The following is an 18,692-nucleotide window of genomic DNA, read 5'->3' as shown; positions in this document are numbered from 1 at the left end:
TTCCGCTCCCCCCCGCAATCATCTGTTGCAACATTGGCCGGATACAGCGAGTTTCCGCACCCGATGGACCCCTCCGAGGACAGCCCCGCGCAGGCCGCCGCCTGGATCGACGCCTATCGCGCGGCCGCCCCCGGCGCGGACGTGCTGGCGGGGTCCGACGACCCCGCCTGGCCCGCCATGCTGGAGGAACTGGCCGCCGTCGCCAGCCACCTCGCCCATGCACGCGAGCGGGTGCAGCGCCATGCCGCCGATATCGGCACCGGTTTTCGCATCATCGGCGAAACCGACGAGCGGCCCTGGCCCGTCTCGCCCGTTCCGCTGCTGATCGACACCCGTGAATGGGCAGGGATCGAGGCGGGGGTGATCCAGCGGGCCGCGCTGCTGGAGACGATCCTCGCCGATCTCTACGGCCCCGGACGGCTGGTGGCGGAGGGGCATATCCCCGCCGCGCTGGCGACCGGCAGCCCCTATTTCCTGCGCCCCATGGTCGGGGTGCGCCCGCCGGGCGGTCATCATCTGAGCTTCGTCGCCTTCGATCTGGCGCGCGGGCCGGATGGCGAGTGGCGGGTGCTGGCCGATCACCTGCGCAATCCGGCGGGCGCGGGCTATGCGCTGGAGAACCGGCTGGCGGTCAGCCGGACGCTGGGCGGCTTGCAGAACCGGCTGAACGTGCAACGGCACGCGCCCTTCTTCGCCGCCTTCCGCGCCGGGCTGGCCGCCCAGTGCCGCCGCGCCGACCCGCGCATCGGTCTGCTGACGCCGGGCCGGTTCAACCCCAGCTATCCGGAACAGGCGCATCTGGCGCGCTATCTCGGCCTGTTGCTGGTCGAGGGTGCGGACCTCGCCGCGATCGAGGGGCAGGTCTATGTCCGCACCGTCGCGGGGCTGAAGCGGATCGATGCGCTGTGGCGGCGACTCGACCCGCGACTGCTCGACCCGCTGGCCTTTGACAGCCATTCGCAGATCGGCGTGCCCGGCCTGATCGACGCCTATGTCGAGGGGCAGGTGGTGATCGCCAACGCGCCTGGCGCGGGCGTGCTGGAAAGCCCCGCCGTCTCCGCCTTCCTGCCCGCGCTGGCGCAGGCTCTGGCGGGTATGCCGCTGATGCTGCCCAATATCGCGACCTGGTGGTGCGGCGGTCCGCGCCAGGCCGCGCATGTCGCCGAACATCTCGACACGCTGCTGATCGCCCCCGCCTTCGGACCCCGCCCGCTGGGCCTGCCCGATGGCGCGCGCACGGGCGCCAGCCTGTCGGCCGGGGAGCGCGCCACGTTGCTCGCCGATATGGCGAAGCGCCCGCAGGATTATGTCGGGCAGGAGATGGTGCGCCTGTCGACCATGCCCGTCGTCATCGGCGACCGGCTGGAGCCGCGGCCCTTCACCCTGCGCGTCTTCGCCGCGCGCGACGGCGAAGGGCGGTGGACGGTCATGCCCGGCGGCTTCGGCCGGATCGGCGACCATCCGGAGGCGACCGCCGCGATGATCGGCGAAGGGCTGTGGTCCGCCGATGTCTGCGTCCATGGGCCGGAGCCGGTGACGCCCATATCGCTGCTCGCCGACCCCGATTCGCTGCATGTCCGGCGCAATCCGGGGACGCTGCCCAGCCGGGTGGCGGATAATTTCTATTGGCTCGGCCGCTATCTGGAACGGGGCGAGGCGTTGCTTGCGGCGATCCGCGTGATGCTGGGCAATTCGATCGACGTCGATGGCGGCGCGGCGCTGGACCCGCGCACGGTCGGGCGGCTGGTCGGCCTCATCACCGGCGGCGGCGCGGCCCCGCATCCCGACAGCCTGCACCGCGCCACGCTGACCCAGTTCGCGCGCACCGCGATGGAGGATGAAGGCTATCACTCGGTCGCCCGCATCAACCGGCTGGCGCGCGGGATCAGCGAAGGGTCGCGCGACCGGCTGTCCGCCGACATGGTGCGGCTGCTGGAGGCCCCCTTCCCCAGCCATGCCGGGATGCTCGACCGGGCGGGGTCTCTCCAGCGCCGCTATGCCGCGATCGCCGGACTGTCGGCCGAGCATATGGTCCGCACCACCGCCTGGCGCTTCCACGATCTCGGCCGCCGGGTGGAGCGCGCGGTCGCGGTGGCGCGGGCGACGCGTCTGTTCGGCATGGCGGGGGCCTCGGCGGACGACCTGTCCACGCTGCTCGACCTCGCCAACAGCCAGATCAGCTATCGCCAGCGTTATCCGACCGGCCTCGCGCGCGTCGCCGTGGTCGACCTCGTCGCGCTCGACCCCAACAATCCGCGCGCGCTCGCCTATCAGACCGCGCGCATCGCCGACTGCCTGTCGCGCCTGCCCGTCCTGTCCGATGACGACATGGCCGAGCCGCAACAGGCCCAGGCCATCGCGATCCGCGCCGCGCTGGAGACGGCGGACGCGCGCACCCTCGACGCGGATACGCTGGGCGATGTCGAGCGGAGGCTGGGCCTGCTGTCCGAGGCGATCGCCCGGCGCTACTTCCTGCAAGGGGCCGAGCCTCTGCGGGCGGGAGGACTTACCCTGGCATGATCTACGACATCCGCCACATCACCCGCTTCGACTATGGCGCGCAGGTCAAATATGCGCGCTGCAATCTGCGGCTGAAGCCGATCGACTGGCCCGGCCAGACACTGGAATCATACGACCTGATCGTCGAGCCGGTCGGCCGCACCCGCTCCGCCCATGCCGAGGCGGGGCTGGCGCATGTCACGCGGCTGGTCGTCGATCGCCCGGTGCGCAGCCTGACCATCGAGAGCCGCGCGCGCATGATGGTCGACCGGCCGGTGCCGATGCCGTCCCCGAACGACCCGACACTGGCCGAGATATCCGCGCTCGCCCGCGCCAGCCGCGACCTGTCGGCGGCGAGCCCGGCCAACTATATCTTCCCCTCGCCCCTGATCCCGCTCGACCCCGCCATCGCCGAATGGTGCGCGGCCGACCTGGCGCCGGAACGCGGCGCGCTGGAGGCCGGGTTTGCGCTGGCCAACCGCATCCAGCGCGAATTCGCCTTCGATCCCGCCGCCACGCTGGTCGACACGCCCCCGGCCGAAGCGTTCCGCCAGCGGCGCGGCGTGTGCCAGGACTTCGCGCAGATCATGATCACGGGCCTGCGCGCGGCGGGCATTCCGGCGGCCTATGCCTCTGGCTATATCCGCACCTTGCCGCCGCCGGGTCAGGCGCGGCTGGTCGGCGCAGATGCCACCCATGCCTGGGTGCTGATCTGGGGCGGGCCGGTGCATGGCTGGGTCGGCGTCGATCCGACCAACGGCATCTGGATGGCGGGCGACCACATCATCGTCGCGGTCGGCCGCGACTATGCCGAGATCGCGCCGGTCGATGGCGTGGTGCTGGGTTCGGGCGCGCAGAAGATGGACGTCAGCGTCGATGTCGCGCCGCTGGAGGAGATGGTGGCGGGATAGGCCAGCCTGCCCCGCCCCCACCCTCCGTTCGCACTGGGCGAAGTCGAAGTGCATGCCGTGCACCTTGCCGCGAGCGCTTTCCCTTGGCCTTCGACTTCGCTCAGGCTGAACGGAGGGAAGGGAAAGCCCCTACCCCTCCTCCGTCACCGCGTTGGGATTGTCCTTGTCCGGGTCCGGGTGCCCGCCCTTGCCGTGATAGGCCGCGCCGCTCTGCCCGCCATGGAAGTCACCCTCTCGCTCGGGCACGCCCTCGTAACCGCCGCCCTGGCTCTCGCCGCCCTTCTTGCCCGGCGCATCCGACACGCCGTCCGGCGCGCCTTTCTTGCCGTCCTTGCCAGCGGCCTGCATCGGCTGGGTCATGATCCGTCTCCTTCTGCTGGTCCAACGCATGGGGAACGGATTGCGCTCCGGCACGGGCTGCCCCACATGAGAAGCCAATACACTGCCAACGGGGAACAGAGTGGCCGATCCATATCAGACGCTGGGCGTGAGCCGCATGGCCAGCGAAGCCGATATCAAGAAAGCCTATCGCAAGCTGGCGAAGGAACTGCATCCCGACCGCAACAAGGATAATCCCAAGGCGGCGGAGAAGTTCAGCCAGGTTGCCAACGCCTATGACCTGCTGAACGACAAGGACAAGCGCGCCCGGTTCGACCGGGGCGAGATCGACGGCGACGGCAACCCCACCTCGCCTTTCGGTTATGGCGGCGGCGGCGCACGGCCCGGCGCTGGCAGCGGCGGCTTTCGTCAGCAATTCGATTTCGGCGGCGAGGGCGCCGATATGTCGGATATCTTCGAGGGAATGTTCAGCGGCGCCGGGCGCGGCGGTTTCTCGGGCGGCTTTGGCGGCTTCGGCGGACGGGGGCGTTCGGCCGCCAAGGGCGCGAACAGCGCCTATGCCCTGCGCGTTCCCTTTGTCGACGCCGCCACGCTCAGCCCGCAGCGGATCACGCTGGCCGATGGCAAGACCCTGGACCTGAAACTACCCGCCGGTGTCGATACGGGCACCCAGATGCGCCTAGGCGGCAAGGGCGAGCAAGGCCCCGGCGGCCCCGGCGATGCGATCATCACCATCGAGGTCGTGCCCCATGCCTTCTTCACCCGCGACGGCGACGATGTGCGGCTCGACCTGCCCATCTCGCTAACCGAGGCGGTGCTGGGCGGCCAGGTGAAGGCCCCCACCGTCGAGCGTCCGGTGATGCTGACCGTGCCCAAGGGCACCAGCTCGGGCAAGACGTTGCGCCTGAAGGGCAAGGGCTTTCACAAGAAGGACGGCGGGCGCGGCGATCAGTTGATCACGCTGATGATCGACATCCCCGCCGATGATGCCGCGCTGCAACAGTTTGCAGCGGAATGGACCGACGGCAGGAACCCGAGGGCCGCCATGGGCGTCTGATCGTTCCATGAGCGATGTGAACGGCCTGACTCCAGAAGAACGCGCGCACCATCCGGGCAAGGCCCGCCAGCGGCTGGACCGGCAGATCGCCAAGGTCCAGCCGGGTTCCTACGCCTTCGAGATATTGAAACGCACCAGCCTGGGCGTGTTCAACGACGGGTTCATCCATGCCGGGAATCTCGCCTATCTGGCGCTGATGACGCTGTTCCCCTTCTTCATCACCACCGCCGCGCTGCTGTCGCTGTTCGGGCAAAGCAACGAGACGCAACATGCGGTGGAGAGCTTCCTCCACGTCCTGCCGCCCGATGTCAGCGACCTGTTGCGCAAGCCGATCGCCGACGTGCTGGCGGCGCGGACCGGATCGCTGCTGTGGCTGGGCGGGCTGGTCGGGCTGTGGACGGTCGGCGGCTTTATCGAGACGATCCGCGATATCTTCCACCGCGCTTACGGCGTGAAGGCGACGGCGGCCTTCTGGAAATCGCGGCTGTCCTCGACGCTGGTCATGATCGCCTCGGTCGTGGTGGCGCTGCTGTCTTTCCTCGCCGCCGGTATCCTGACGGCGGCGGAGCAGTTCATCTATCGCTTGGTGCCGTTCGCGCAGGACATGGCGGGCTGGATCGGGCTGTCGCGACTGATTCCGGGCGCCGTCATGTTCGGCGCGCTCTATCTGCTCTTCTATTCGGTCACGCCCGGCAAATATCGCGAGAGCGACTGCCCCAAATGGCCGGGCGCGCTGTTCACCGCCGCCTGGTGGGTCAGCATGACCGCGCTGCTGCCCTGGGCGCTGTCCAGGCTGGGCGGATACGACCTGACCTATGGCAGCCTGGCGGGCGTCGTCGTGATGCTGCTGTTCTTCTATCTGATCGGCCTGGGGCTGGTTTTCGGTGCGCATTTGAACGCGGCACTGGCGGAACCACCGGAAACGGCGCTAGAGAGGGCGATTGATGGAAGTGAACCGACAGGAGCGGTAACGGCGTGAACGGATTGATGGCAGGCAAGCGGGGGCTCATCATGGGCCTGGCCAATGACAAATCGCTGGCCTGGGGCATCGCCAAGCAGCTTTCGGAGGCGGGCGCGGAGCTCGCCTTTTCGTATCAGGGCGCGGCGATGGAAAAGCGGGTCCGCCCGCTGGCCGAACAGCTGGGCGTGGCGCGCCTGTTCGATTGCGACGTGTCCGAGATGGAGTCGCTCGATGCGCTGTTCGAGGGGCTGAAGGCCGAGTGGCCGACGATCGACTTCGTGGTTCATGCCATCGGCTTTTCGGACAAGTCGCAGCTGCGTGGAAAATATTATGACACCACGCTCGACAATTTCCTGATGACCATGAACATCTCGGCCTATTCGCTGGTCGCCGTCGCCCAGCGCGCGCGGACGATGATGCCCGAGGGCGGCTCGATCCTGACGCTGACCTATTATGGCGCGGAAAAGGTCATCCCGCATTACAACGTCATGGGCGTGGCCAAGGCGGCGCTGGAGACGAGCGTGAAGTATCTCGCGGTTGACCTCGGCCCGGAAAATATCCGCATCAACGCCATTTCGGCAGGCCCGATCCAGACGCTGGCCGCGCGCGGCATCGGCGACTTCAACTATATCCTGAAGTGGAACGAGCTGAATGCGCCGCTGCGGCGCACCGTGACGATCGAGGATGTCGGCGGTGCGGGGCTCTACATGCTGTCCGACCTGTCGTCGGGCGTGACGGGTGAGATCCACCATGTCGACGCAGGCTACAACGTCATCGGCATGAAGGCCGAGGACGCACCGGATATCGCGCTGGCGTAAACGAAAATCCTCCCCGGCGCGGGGAGGTGGCAGCGCGCAGCGCTGACGGAGGGGGGCTTGCACAAGGGACTTGCCCAGCGTCGATCCCCCTCCACCATGCTTCGCATGGTCCCCCTCCCCGTACCGGGGAGGATACAACATTATCTATCGCGCCTTGCGCTCCGGCGACGCTAAAGACGAACCCATGTCCGACCAGCCTATCGCCGCCATCACCATCCGTCCCGCGCAAGGGCAGGACGTCGCCGCGCTCGACACGCTGCTCGTCGCCAGCTTCCCCGCTCCGGCCGAAGCCGCTTTGGTCCGCGACCTGTGTGTCGAGGGCGACATGGTGCTGATGCTGGTCGCGATCGACGAGGCCACGGACAGCCTGATCGGCGCGATCGCGTTCAGCCGCATGGCCGTGAAGATCGGCGGCAAGCCGATCAATTCGGTCGCCCTCGCCCCCATCGCGGTCGCGCGTGACTGGCGGCAACAGGGCGTCGGCGAGGCGCTGGTCGCCGCCGGGATCGAGCGGCTGGAAAAGGAAGGCGTCGTCCTGTGCTTCGCGCTGGGCGATCCCGCTTTCTACGGCCGGTTCGGCTTCGCGGCGGACGTGGCGAGCGGTTTCGACAGTCCCTATGCGGGTGACTATTTCTTGGCGGTGCCGCTTCAGGGCGGCCTGATCCCCTGCGGCGTGCGCGGGGCCGCCACACATGCGCCGGCCTTTGCCCGGTTGGGAGATGCAGCGTGAGCTTCAACAGTTTCGGCCGCCTGTTCCGCTTCACCACCTGGGGCGAGAGCCATGGCCCGGCCCTTGGTGCCGTGGTCGACGGGTGCCCGCCGGGCATCGCACTGTCCGAAGAGGATATCCAGCCCTGGCTCGACAAGCGCCGTCCGGGCACCAGCCGCTTCACGACGCAGCGCCGCGAGCCGGATCAGGTCCGCATCCTGTCCGGTGTGTTCGAGGGGAAGACAACCGGCACCCCGATCAGCCTGATGATCGAGAATGTCGACCAGCGGTCCAAGGACTATTCCAACGTCGCGCTCGCCTATCGCCCCGGCCATGCCGACTATGCCTATGACGCGAAGTATGGCTTTCGCGACTATCGCGGCGGCGGGCGGTCCTCGGCACGCGAGACGGCGGCGCGGGTGGCGGCGGGCGCAGTCGCGCGCGCGGTGATCCCGCAGGTCAAGATCCGCGCCTGGGTCGAGTCGATCGGCGGCGACCGGATCGATTACGAGGCGTTCGACGACGCGCTGATCGACGCCAATCCCTTTTTCTGCCCCGATGCCGCCGCCGCCGAGCGCTGGGAGGCGATCGTCGATGGCGCCCGCAAATCCGGTTCCTCGGTCGGCGCGGTCGTCGCCTGCGAGGCGACCGGCGTGCCCGCAGGCTGGGGGGCGCCGCTCTATGCCAAGCTGGACAGCGAACTCGCCTCCGCCTGCATGAGCATCAATGCGGTCAAGGGGTTCGAGATCGGCGATGGCTTTGCCGCCGCCGCGCTGACCGGCGAGCAGAATGCCGACCCGATGCGTGCCGGCAATGGCGGTCCGCGCTTCCTGGCGAACCATGCGGGCGGCATCGCGGGCGGCATCGCCACCGGCCAGCCCGTCACGATGCGCGTCGCGTTCAAGCCGACCAGCTCGATCCTGACCCCGGTCGACACGATCACCCGCACCGGTGAGGAAACGCAGATCGCCACCAAGGGCCGCCACGACCCTTGCGTCGGCATTCGCGGCGTGCCGGTGGTCGAGGCGATGGTCGCACTGGTTTTAGCCGATCAGGCGTTGCTTCATCGCGGCCAATGTGGTTAAATAGAGGAACGGACGTTCTCCTGCCTCGTTGACTATCACGAGAATAAAGCAGGAGAGAATCAATGCGTTACATGCATGTAATCGCCACCGCCGCACTCGTGATCCCCGCTGCCGGTTTTGCGCAGATGACGGGCGGCACGACCGGCGGGATGGCGGGCGGCGGTATGTCCGGACAGACCACCACCATGCCGGGTCAGACATCGACCATGCCGGGGCAGACCACCATGGGACAGCCCGACACTATGACCACCACGCCGGGCACCTCCACCCGCTCGACGACGCGCGGCAAGAGCCGCAGCCGTACGACCATGCCGGGCAGCACGGTCAACACGCCCTCCACCACGCCTGATGCCATGGGTTCGTCCACGACGACCGGTAGCGGGACGATGAATGGTGGCACCATGGGCGGTGACATGACCACCAGCGGCCAGGTCGGCACCGGAACCACCGGCGGCACCACCACCCCGCCGGGCAGCAGCAGCGGCATGTAATCCCTTTCGGGATCGTCACTACGGAGAAAGCCCGGTCGCGTGAGCGGCCGGGCCTTTCATATGCTGAGACGTAGGGGCGTGGCCTTCGACTTCGGCGCAGCCCGCCGAAGTCGAAGGCCACGGAAAACCCGCCAACAAAAAAGGCCCCGACGCATCGCCGGGGCCTCCCAAGATCAGTCCGCAAACGGATCGCGAACCAGGATCGTATCCTCGCGCTCCGGGCTGGTCGACACCAGCGCCACGGGGCAGCGGATCAGCTCCTCGATCCGCCGGATATATTTGATCGCCTGCGCTGGCAGGTCGGCCCAGCTGCGCGCACCCGCCGTCGACTCCTGCCAGCCTTCCATCGTCTCATAGACGGGGACGACCCTGGCCTGATCCGCCGCATGGGTCGGATAATAATCGAGCGTCTCGTCGCCCAGCTTATAGCCGACGCAGATCTTCACCTCGTCGAACCCGTCGAGCACGTCGATCTTGGTCAGCGCGATGCCGGTGATCCCGCCGACCGCCGCCGACTGGCGCACCAGCACCGAGTCGAACCAGCCACAACGACGCTTGCGCCCCGTGACGGTGCCGAACTCGTGGCCGCGCTCGCCGAGCCGCTGGCCGGTCTCGTCCTCCAGCTCGGTCGGGAACGGGCCGGAACCGACGCGGGTGGTATAGGCCTTGGCGATGCCCAGCACGAAGCCGACGCCCGACGGCCCCAGGCCCGAGCCGCCCGCCGCAGCCCCTGCGATGGTGTTGGACGAGGTGACGAAGGGATAGGTGCCGTGATCGATGTCGAGCAGCACGCCCTGCGCGCCCTCGAACAGGATACGCTTGCCACCGCTGCGCGCCTCGTTGAGGTCACGCCACACCGGCTTGGCGAAGGGCAGGACGAATGCGGCGATCTCCCGCAGATCGGCGAGCAGCCGCTCGCGGTCGACCGGCGGCTCGCCGAACCCGGCGCGCAGCGCGTCGTGATGCGCGCACAGCCGGTCGAGCTGCGGCCCCAGATCATCCAGATGCGCCAGATCGCACACCCGGATCGCGCGGCGGCCGACCTTGTCCTCATAGGCCGGGCCAATGCCGCGGCGCGTCGTGCCGATCTTGCCCGCACCGCTCGCATCCTCGCGCAGACCGTCCAAGTCGCGGTGGATCGGCAGGATCAGCGGGCAGTTGTCGGCGATGCGCAGCGTCTCGGGACTGGCATGGACGCCCTGCTCGCCCAGTCGCTCGATCTCCGCCTTCAGCGCCCAGGGGTCGAGGACGACGCCGTTGCCGATGACGCTGGGGGTGCCGCGCACGATGCCCGAGGGGAGCAGTGACAGCTTGTAGACATTCTCGCCGACGACCAAAGTGTGACCGGCATTATGACCGCCCTGGAAGCGTACGACCATGTCGGCGCGCTCGGCCAGCCAGTCGACGATCTTGCCCTTGCCTTCGTCGCCCCATTGCGCGCCGATGACTGCTACATTTGCCATGGATGCTATGCTCCGCCTGCCGGACGGACCCCATGCGCCCTTCGACAGGACTCGGCGCGAGGGGGGTTTCCAAAGATGTGCGGGGCGCGCCTAGCGGGCTGCGCCCCCGGCTGTCAACCGGCGATAGCCTGTGGCTGGCCGTTCGTCAGGATATGGGTGCAGAGCTGCGCCTCGGGCGTATCGCCTTCCTCCAGCGCCTGCACCGTCACCCAGCCCTGCGCGCGGAGCGAAGCGCCCGCTGCGGGTTCGGTGCCGAAGGGCAGGAACAGCCGCCGTCGCTCGGTCGGCGGCGCGGTGGCGACGATGGCGTCGGCATAGAGCGAGAAGCCGGTGGCCTTTTCCTCCGCGCCGTCCTCGTGGAAAATCGTATAGGTGCCGCCGCGCCCGACCTCGCGCGGCGGACCGGCGACGAACAGCGAGAAGCCCAGCCAGCTCTGGAACTCGAAACCATGCCGCTCGGTCGGGTCGAGCGTCATCGACACCCCCTCGCCTAGCGCCGCCGCAATCGCCTCCAGCGCATCGAGGCGGCTGGTGAGGACACCCTGGGTGTCGAACGCACGCAGGCGCTCCATCGCGGTCGCGAACGGCCCGGCCGCTTCGACCAACGGAAGGTATTCGGGCGCGATCGCCGCGACCCCGCCCGCATCCTTGGCGTCCAGCCGGTCGCGCAACGCCGCCACCTGACCGCCCGCGACCGGCAGCGGCCCGGCGGCGAGCAGGTCGACCAGATCGGGCAAGGTGAAGTCGATCGAAATGCCGGTCGTGCCCGCCGCGACCAGAGCCTCGACCGCGACGCGCACGACTTCGGTCGCCGCGGCCGTCGAGTCGAGCCCGATCAGCTCCGCCCCGATCTGCCGCCACTCACGCGCGGGCGCCAGCTCGGAGCCACGCAGGCGAACGACGGTGCCCGCGTAGGACAGCCGCACCGGACGCGGGTGATGGCCCATGCGGGTAGCGGCGATCCGCGCTACCTGTGCGGTCAGGTCGGGCCGGATCGCCAGCGTGCGCTGCGACACCGGATCGACGAAGCGCACCGCATCATGCAAGCCACCCGCCTTCAACCGCGATCCGAGCGCCTCGGCAAACTCGATCGACGGCGGATCGGCGCGCTCATACCCGTGCAGCCGCGCCGCCTCCAGCACCCGCGCCTCCACCGACGCGGCGGCATCGGCATAGGGGGGAAGACGGTCGTGATAGCCTTCGGGAAGGAGCGCGGTCATCGGGCATTGTCCTTGAAGCATGCACGGTCGGGGGTGGAGAAGCGGATCACGCGCGAAAAACCCTGTCGTTTGATCGTCGGCCTGCGACGGTTGGGTTGCGTGATTGGTCACTAAGGCCAGCGGCGTCAACCGCGATGGCCCCTCCGTTTTTTCGTTACGCATGCAACCCCTTGGCCGCCAGATGTTTTCGCATCTGTTGGCGGCACGATGATAGATAGCCGCCTGCCTTAAGGAGGAGCATGTTGAAGACCACCGACTACGGCCTTCCCGACCCATCGGGGCTGCTGCCCGCGCGGCCGATCATGGTGCGGCGGGCGGGATTTGCCGATCATTACAGGCTGCTGGTGTTCAGCATCCTGCTGGGTTTCGGAGCCCTGGCCATCGTCGCCACCATCTGGCCGGGCCTGTACGCCGATTATCGCATCCTGCGCGCGCCGGTCGACGTGCCGCAAGCCTCGATGGTCGATGGCGAATGCCGGATGCGGAAGTTCAGCGTTCGTTGCAACGCCATCATCGCCTATCCGCGCGACGGCGCGATCCAGTCGCGGGCGGTCAGCTTTTCCTACATGGCGTTCCGCAACGAGGATCGCGAAACCCGGATCGTCGCGGAACGCGGCAATCCCGACAACATCACCCTGTCGCTGGCGATCGAGGAGTTCTGGAACCGCTTCCTCGGCTCGCTGCTGGTCGTGCTCGTCTTTGCGGTGTTTTCGGTCCTGATGATGCGGCGCTTCCTATACCAATCGGCCTCGATCAAGGCGATGCGTGATCCCGCGCTGCTTCGGCCGGTCTGGGCGCGCATCACCCAGCGTACCGACAAGAGAGGCCAGAGCCGGATCACCTATGCGCCGATCGACCCGGCGATGACCGGCAAGGCGATCGCCAGCGGCTTCGCCAAGGACGAGCGGCCCTGGACCTATTACGACCCTGCGCAGGATGAGACCTTCACCCTGGCGGTCGCCCATCCCAAAGCCACCCTGCCGGTGCTGCTCGACGAGCGTCTCGACCGACTGGACCTTACTCCGGATGAGGCCGACGCCATCCGCGTGCGTCGTGATGCGCTGCTCCCGCCAGAACCCACCGCCTGAGGCAAAGGGGGCGTGGCCGACAGGAGGCCGCCCTTACCTTGGCGATCGACCCGCGCCCGAGACCTTCGCGTCATTCGCCTGACCATGCTATCCTGCGGACATCAGCATCGTGTGAGGATCTTCCATGCCGATCAAGGATCTTACCGGGCCACCCCGCATGAGCGATGCGGAACGGGAAGAGATACGAGCCGCGATAACCGCGATTTTCGTAGCGGGCGGTCGTCCGCCGCCCAAATTCCCGCCATTGCGCCGCGATGATGGACTCGATCCCATAGAGCCACCATCCGGCCCCACACCACGCCCCCTTCTCGGCGGAGCGGAAGCGCCGCTCGATTGACCGCGAGACGAAAGGGGCCGGATGCCTTTTGGCACCCGACCCCTTTGCCGAAAATCCGATTCTATCGGATCAGAATACCAGGCCCATCGCGGTCTTCACGCCCGGCAGCGCCTTGACCTTGCCCAGCAGCTCCGCATCCACCGCCTCGTCGACCGAGAGCAGCAGCACCGCCTCGCCGCCCGCCGAACGGCGGCCGAGGTGGAAGGTGCCGATATTGACACCCGCCTCGCCCAGCGTGGTGCCCAGGCGGCCGATGAAGCCCGGTGCGTCTTCGTTGACGACATAGAGCATCGGCCCGGCGAGATCGGCCTCGACCTTGATGCCGAACAGCTCGACCAGGCGCGGGGCCTGATCGCCGAACAGCGTGCCCGCGACCGAGCGCTCGCCGTCCGCCGTCGTCACCGTGACGCGCACCAGCGTGTGGTAATCACCCTCGCGGTCATGACGCACTTCGCGCACGTCGAGGCCGCGCTCCTTGGCGAGGAACGGCGCGTTGACCATGTTCACCGTGTCCGAATGGACGCGCATGAAGCCCGCCAGCACCGCGCCCGTGATCGGCTTGAGGTTCAGCGCGGCAGCCGCCCCTTCCGCCTCGATCGCGATGCCGGTCACCGCGCCGTGCGACAGCTGGCCGACCAGCGAGCCGAGCTTTTCGGCCAGCGCCATGTACGGCTTCAGCTTGGGCGCTTCCTCGGCGGTCAGGCTCGGCATGTTGAGCGCGTTGGTGACGCCGCCCGAAACGAGGAAATCGGCCAGCTGCTCGGCGACCTGGATCGCAACATTGACCTGCGCTTCGGTGGTCGACGCGCCCAGATGCGGCGTCGAGATGAAGTTCGGCGTGCCGAACAGCGGGCTTCCCTTGGCCGGTTCGACCTTGAACACGTCGAGCGCCGCGCCGCCGATATGGCCCGAGTCGAGCCCCGCCTTCAGCGCCTCTTCGTCGATCAGGCCGCCACGCGCGCAGTTGATGATGCGCACGCCCTTCTTCGTCTTGGCGAGCGCCTCGGCCGACAGGATGTTGCGGGTCTGGTCGGTCAGCGGCGTGTGCAGCGTGATGAAGTCGGCACGGGCGAGCAGTTCGTCCAGCGTCACCTTCTCGACGCCCATCTCCAGTGCGCGCTCCGGCGTCAGGAAGGGGTCGAAGGCGACGACCTTCATCCGCAGGCCCAGCGCGCGGTCGGCGACGATCGAGCCGATATTGCCCGCGCCGATCAGGCCCAGCGTCTTCGACGTCAGCTCGACGCCCATGAAGCGGTTCTTCTCCCACTTGCCCGCCTGGGTCGAGGCGTCCGCCTCGGGCAGCTGACGGGCGAGCGCGAACATCAGCGCGATGGCGTGTTCGGCGGTGGTGATCGAGTTGCCGAACGGCGTGTTCATCACCACCACGCCCTTGGCGCTGGCGGCGGGGATGTCGACATTGTCGACGCCGATCCCGGCGCGGCCGACGACCTTCAAATTGGTCGCGTGTTCGAGAATGTCCTTCGTGACCTTGGTCGAGCTGCGGATCGCCAGGCCGTCATACTGGCCGATGATCGCCTTCAGCTCTTCGGGCGTCTTGCCGGTGATTTCGTCGACCTCGACCCCACGCTCGCGGAAGATCTGGGCGGCCTTGGGGTCCATTTTGTCGCTGATGAGAACTTTGGGCATGGTTCACCTCGTCACCCCGGCACGGCCGGGGTTATGGAATGGGGGGGAAATCCCCGGCCACAAGGCCGGGGGTATCAGGAAAGGATCAGGCCGCCTTGGCGGTGGCGTAGGCCCAGTCGAGCCAGGGGCCGAGCGCCTCGATATCGGCGGTTTCGACCGTGGCGCCGCACCAGATGCGCAGGCCCGCAGGCGCGTCGCGGTAACCCGCCACGTCATAGGCCGCGCCTTCGGCTTCGAGCAGCGAGGCCATCTTCTTGATGAGCGCCTCGTCCGCACCCTCGACCGTCAGGCAGACGCTGGTGGTCGAGCGGATCGCCGGATCGGCGGCGAGATGGCCGAGCCAGTCGCGCTCTTCCACGATCTTGCCCAGCGCCGCCGCATTGGCGTCCGAACGCTTGACCAGCGCCTCTGCGCCACCCAGGCCCTTGCCCCATTCCAGTGCGAAGATCGCGTCCTCGACGGCGAGCATCGAGGGGGTGTTGATCGTCTCGCCCTTGAACACGCCCTCGGCCAGCTTGCCTTTCGACACCAGACGGAACACCTTGGGCAGCGGCCAGGCGGGGGTGTAGGTTTCCAGACGCTCGACGGCGCGCGGGCCGAGGATCAGGACGCCGTGCGCACCCTCGCCACCCAGCACCTTCTGCCACGAGAAGGTCGCGACATCGATCTTGTCCCAGGGCAGGTCATAGGCGAACACCGCGCTGGTCGCGTCGGCGAAGGACAGGCCCTCGCGGTCATCGGCAATCCAGTCGCCGTTCGGCACGCGCACGCCGCTGGTGGTGCCGTTCCAGGTGAAGAGCACGTCGTTCGACCAGTCGACCGCGTTCAGGTCCGCGATCTGGCCGTAATCGGCGCGCAGGACGGTGGGGTCGAGCTTCAGCTGCTTGACCGCATCGGTCACCCAGCCCTCGCCGAAGCTTTCCCAGGCCAGCGTGGTAACGGGGCGGGCGCCCAGCATGGTCCACATCGCCATCTCGAACGCGCCGGTGTCGGAGCCGGGGACGATGCCGATGCGGTGGGTGTCGGGGAGCTTCAGCAGCTCGCGCATCAGGTCGATGCAATATTGCAGGCGCTGCTTGCCCAGCTTCGAGCGATGCGAACGGCCGAGGCTGTCCGTCGCGAGCTTGGCCGCATCCCAACCGGGAGGCTTGGCGCAGGGGCCGCTGGAAAAATAGGGACGCGCCGGTTTGGTGGCGGGCTTCGCAGGCGCAAGAGTGGCGTCAGCGGCAGTCAATTCAGTCATTTAAGACTCTCCTCACAGAGAGCACGCGCGGCGTTGGGACCGCGTGGCCCGTCGACTGCCCTAGCGATGTCGAACGAAGATGACAACCACAATCGCGACGGCGCAATTTTGCATCCGGTTATCTCCCAAAGGGTGAACTTCGAGTGCTTAAGCATCCGAGCTGCTTGAAGCGATTGGCAATTACACTGCCCTGTCTCTAGCTCTTCGCCAGCCTGGGCCAGACGACATTATATCTGTGGCGAATCAGCGCTTTATGTAGCAAATCGTTACACCGAAAGCGGTGAATCGGGTGATCGTGGATCAAGGATCGCCCCTCGATCTGCCTGCCCTGCTCACCTTGCTCTACCCTCTCGGTTTCTTCCGCTGGGTCTATATCGTCAATCGCAACACGCAACAGTGGAACTCTGCGATGACGATCAGCCCAGGCTGGAATGTCGGATGGTTTTTCGTGCCGATCGCAGTGATCTCAAAGCCGTTCGAGGGGATTCGGGAAACGTGCAGTGTCACTATCGCCTCAGCGGCTCCCGCTTAGGTCTCAGTTCCGATATGACTGAACCTGTTGTGGAGCCTGTGGGTCGCAGCGGCGATCTACCGCAATATGACGGTGATCTTCCTCGCGGCATCGGAAACCTCGGATCAATGGATTTCAATATCACGGGCGAATGTGGCGCGCATCATCATCATCGACGTTCCGTCGGCGATGCTGAAGCGCCGATTGCTGGTCGATCTGGGCCGGCGACAGACATTGCGCATCACCATATCCAAGGTTGCGGTGTCAGCCGGGGGTAAGGCAACCACGCTGGTCTGAGTCGACAGAGGTTTTTGTTCCCTCGCCCCTCGCAGAGGGGAGAGGGTTGCGCAGACTTAGGTTTTGCGTAAGCAAAGTCTTAGTCGGAGCTGGGTGAGGGGTGCGCGCGCAGCGCGCGAGCCTTTGGCTCGCTCGACCCCTCACCCAAGCTGCGCTAGCCAGCCACGCTGGCAAGCTTCGCTAACCCTCTCCCCTATCCAGGGGAGAGGGAAGAATAAGCAAAGCTAAGGCCCGCGTATGCCGCAGACACGCCTCAGAATGGCTGATCGGGGCTGACAAATGCGCAAGTGCCGTGGACAAGGGGGCGTATGGTTCGCGTCCCCCTGTTTCTCGCCGCTCCGATTCTGGGGGCTGCGCTCCTTTCCGCCTGTGGTCGGCCCGACCGCTCCGAACGCCCGGTGCAGCAGGCCTCGCGCCCCGAACCCTATCGCCCGCCGGTTCGCGAAGCCGCGCAATGCGAGGCCGATCTGCGGCGCGAGGGCGTGGATTATCGCCGCCTGCCCGACAGGGAATTGGGGCCGGGGTGCGGCCTGTACGGCGCGGTGCAGCTGACCGATATCGGCGTGCCCGTCACCGGCGTCACCGCGATGCGATGCGGCAATGCGCGCGCCTTTGCCGGATGGGTGCGCAACGCCGTCGCCCCCGCCGCGTGGCAGATCCTGGGCTCGCCGTTGGTCAAGGTCGAGGGGATGGGCACCTATGCCTGTCGCAACATCGTCGGGACCAAGCGGATCGGGGACCGGCGCTCGGGCCATGCACTGGCCAATGCGGTCGATATCGGCGGCTTCGTGCTGAAGGACGGGCGGCGGATCAGCCTGCTGAACGACTGGCATTCGACCGACCCGCAGGTGCGTCAGTTCTGGACGACGATCCGCGCCTCGGCCTGCAAGCGCTTCGGCACGGTGCTGAGCCCCGACTATAACGCGGCGCACCGCAACCACCTGCATCTGGAGGATGATGCCGCGCATTTTTGCCGGTAGCGCGGGGGCTTGCGATATCCTACATCACCCAAAATGACCGATAAGACCCAAGTACCGAACCGCGTCTTCCCCAATGCCAGCCAGGACGCCGAGAGCGCCAAGACGATCGTCTCGACGCCGCAGACCGAAAGCCCCGCCTATACGCTGGCCTTTCAGGACATGGACTTCCTGCTGCGCGAAGACCTTCGCCCCGTCCGTTTCCAGCTGGAATTGCTGAAGGCCCAGTTGCTGCTCGAAGAGGCCAAGATCGCCTCGACCTTCGTCTTCTATGGCTCGGCGCGCATTCCCGAGCCGGCCAAGGCCGAGGCGCTTCTGGCGCTGGCGCATGACGACAAGTCGCGCAAGATCGCCGAGAACCTCGTCGCCAAGAGCAAATACTATGACATCGCGCGCGAGCTGGCGCAGATCACCAGCCGCCTGCCCCGCGACGATCGGGGCATGCGCCAGTTCGTCGTGTGCTCGGGCGGTGGCCCCTCGATCATGGAAGCCGCCAATCGCGGCGCGGCGGACGTCGGCGCCGAGTCGGTGGGCCTGAACATCGTCCTGCCGCACGAGCAGGCGCCCAACCCGTACGTCACGCCGTCGCTGAGCCTCCAGTTCCACTATTTCGCGCTGCGCAAGATGCACTTCCTGCTGCATGCGCGCGCATTGGCGGCGTTCCCGGGCGGGTTCGGCACGTTCGACGAGCTGTTCGAGCTGCTGACCCTGATCCAGACCGGCAAGATCCAGCCGATCCCGGTGCTGCTGTTCGGCCGCGCCTTCTGGGAACGCGTCGTGAATTTCGAGGCGCTGGTCGAGGAAGGCGTCGTGTCCGAGCGTGACCTGGGCATCTTCACCTATGTCGAAACCGCCGAAGAGGCGTGGGACGTGGTCCGCAACTTCTACGAGGAACGCGCGCGCAAGGAAGCCGAACAGGCGTAACGTCGGTCGGTTACCCTATGTAGCCCCTCTCCTTCAAAGGAGGGGTTGGGGTGGGGCCTATCCACCAGTGCCGCGCTTGCGGAAGCGCCCCACCCCCGCCCCCCTCCCCTGAAAG

Annotated in this window: 18 protein-coding genes; 13 read left to right on the top strand and 5 right to left on the bottom strand. The window is 67.2% G+C overall.

What is annotated here, in order from left to right:
* Nucleotides 1-63 precede the first annotated feature (63 nt).
* A complete protein-coding gene (locus tag BSZ14_RS08955; protein ID WP_042490656.1) occupies nt 64-2,520 on the top strand; it encodes a circularly permuted type 2 ATP-grasp protein in 2,457 nt (818 codons plus the stop codon).
* A complete protein-coding gene (locus BSZ14_RS08950; RefSeq protein ID WP_042490654.1) occupies nt 2,517-3,410 on the top strand; it encodes a transglutaminase family protein in 894 nt (297 codons plus the stop codon). Before BSZ14_RS08955 ends, BSZ14_RS08950 begins: the two co-directional genes overlap by 4 nt.
* 129 nt (nt 3,411-3,539) lie before the next feature.
* Here BSZ14_RS08950 and BSZ14_RS08945 read toward each other — a convergent pair whose 3' ends face one another.
* Nucleotides 3,540-3,770, bottom strand: a complete 231-nt coding sequence (locus BSZ14_RS08945; RefSeq protein ID WP_076710663.1) for a hypothetical protein — start codon at nt 3,768-3,770, stop codon at nt 3,540-3,542.
* A 100-nt stretch (nt 3,771-3,870) separates the two neighbouring features.
* On the opposite strand from BSZ14_RS08945, the gene BSZ14_RS08940 reads away from it, so the two are divergent.
* From BSZ14_RS08940 to BSZ14_RS08915, 6 genes are all read left to right on the top strand, one after another.
* Nucleotides 3,871-4,806: a DnaJ C-terminal domain-containing protein gene (locus BSZ14_RS08940; protein ID WP_076710662.1), complete on the top strand. Its 936-nt coding sequence runs from the start codon at nt 3,871-3,873 to the stop codon at nt 4,804-4,806.
* Nucleotides 4,807-4,813: 7 nt separating this feature from the next.
* Nucleotides 4,814-5,785: a YihY/virulence factor BrkB family protein gene (locus BSZ14_RS08935; RefSeq protein WP_076710661.1), complete on the top strand. Its 972-nt coding sequence runs from the start codon at nt 4,814-4,816 to the stop codon at nt 5,783-5,785.
* Nucleotides 5,786-5,793: 8 nt separating this feature from the next.
* Nucleotides 5,794-6,585 carry an enoyl-ACP reductase FabI gene (fabI, locus tag BSZ14_RS08930; protein WP_076710684.1) on the top strand — a complete coding sequence of 264 codons (792 nt, stop codon included), beginning with the start codon at nt 5,794-5,796 and terminating at the stop codon, nt 6,583-6,585.
* A 184-nt stretch (nt 6,586-6,769) separates the two neighbouring features.
* On the top strand, nt 6,770-7,315 hold the full coding sequence (locus BSZ14_RS08925) for a GNAT family N-acetyltransferase (RefSeq protein ID WP_076710660.1): 546 nt from the start codon (nt 6,770-6,772) through the stop codon (nt 7,313-7,315).
* Nucleotides 7,312-8,379 (top strand): chorismate synthase, encoded by a 1,068-nt coding sequence (aroC, locus tag BSZ14_RS08920; RefSeq protein ID WP_076710659.1) that lies wholly within the window; start codon nt 7,312-7,314, stop codon nt 8,377-8,379. Before BSZ14_RS08925 ends, aroC begins: the two co-directional genes overlap by 4 nt.
* 62 nt (nt 8,380-8,441) lie before the next feature.
* The gene (locus tag BSZ14_RS08915; RefSeq protein ID WP_076710658.1) at nt 8,442-8,870 is read left to right on the top strand and encodes a hypothetical protein; all 429 of its coding nucleotides are present in this window, start codon (nt 8,442-8,444) and stop codon (nt 8,868-8,870) included.
* A 173-nt stretch (nt 8,871-9,043) separates the two neighbouring features.
* On the opposite strand, the gene BSZ14_RS08910 is transcribed toward BSZ14_RS08915, so the two are convergent.
* Nucleotides 9,044-10,333, bottom strand: a complete 1,290-nt coding sequence (locus BSZ14_RS08910; RefSeq protein ID WP_076710657.1) for an adenylosuccinate synthase — start codon at nt 10,331-10,333, stop codon at nt 9,044-9,046.
* 113 nt (nt 10,334-10,446) lie between these two features.
* Nucleotides 10,447-11,553: an ATP phosphoribosyltransferase regulatory subunit gene (locus BSZ14_RS08905; protein WP_076710656.1), complete on the bottom strand. Its 1,107-nt coding sequence runs from the start codon at nt 11,551-11,553 to the stop codon at nt 10,447-10,449.
* A 239-nt stretch (nt 11,554-11,792) separates the two neighbouring features.
* Between BSZ14_RS08905 and BSZ14_RS08900 the strand changes: the two genes are divergently transcribed.
* Nucleotides 11,793-12,641, top strand: a complete 849-nt coding sequence (locus tag BSZ14_RS08900; protein WP_076710655.1) for a hypothetical protein — start codon at nt 11,793-11,795, stop codon at nt 12,639-12,641.
* A 406-nt stretch (nt 12,642-13,047) separates the two neighbouring features.
* Here the strand turns inward: BSZ14_RS08900 and serA are convergent, their stop codons facing one another.
* Both serA and BSZ14_RS08890 read right to left on the bottom strand, forming a co-directional pair.
* Nucleotides 13,048-14,625, bottom strand: coding sequence for a phosphoglycerate dehydrogenase (serA, locus tag BSZ14_RS08895; protein WP_076710654.1), 1,578 nt, complete (start codon nt 14,623-14,625; stop codon nt 13,048-13,050).
* Between the two features lie 85 nt (nt 14,626-14,710).
* Complete coding sequence (locus BSZ14_RS08890; protein WP_076710653.1) at nt 14,711-15,868, bottom strand: phosphoserine transaminase; 1,158 nt, start codon at nt 15,866-15,868, stop codon at nt 14,711-14,713.
* 280 nt (nt 15,869-16,148) lie between these two features.
* Here BSZ14_RS08890 and BSZ14_RS08885 point away from each other — a divergent pair, with 280 nt between their 5' ends.
* From BSZ14_RS08885 to BSZ14_RS08870, 4 genes are all read left to right on the top strand, one after another.
* Nucleotides 16,149-16,400: a hypothetical protein gene (locus BSZ14_RS08885; RefSeq protein WP_158069194.1), complete on the top strand. Its 252-nt coding sequence runs from the start codon at nt 16,149-16,151 to the stop codon at nt 16,398-16,400.
* 27 nt (nt 16,401-16,427) lie between these two features.
* Nucleotides 16,428-16,676, top strand: coding sequence for a hypothetical protein (locus BSZ14_RS08880; RefSeq protein WP_076710651.1), 249 nt, complete (start codon nt 16,428-16,430; stop codon nt 16,674-16,676).
* Nucleotides 16,677-16,984: 308 nt separating this feature from the next.
* Nucleotides 16,985-17,656, top strand: coding sequence for an extensin-like domain-containing protein (locus BSZ14_RS08875; RefSeq protein ID WP_076710650.1), 672 nt, complete (start codon nt 16,985-16,987; stop codon nt 17,654-17,656).
* 33 nt (nt 17,657-17,689) lie between these two features.
* Nucleotides 17,690-18,577: an LOG family protein gene (locus tag BSZ14_RS08870; protein WP_042490639.1), complete on the top strand. Its 888-nt coding sequence runs from the start codon at nt 17,690-17,692 to the stop codon at nt 18,575-18,577.
* Nucleotides 18,578-18,692: the final 115 nt, after the last annotated feature.

This window comes from Sphingomonas sp. Sph1(2015) (assembly GCF_001970915.1).
In the GTDB taxonomy this organism is placed as follows: Bacteria; Pseudomonadota; Alphaproteobacteria; order Sphingomonadales; family Sphingomonadaceae; genus Sphingomonas; species Sphingomonas parapaucimobilis.
Note: the sequence above shows the minus strand (reverse complement) of the source record. Positions and strands in the feature narration are given on the sequence as shown.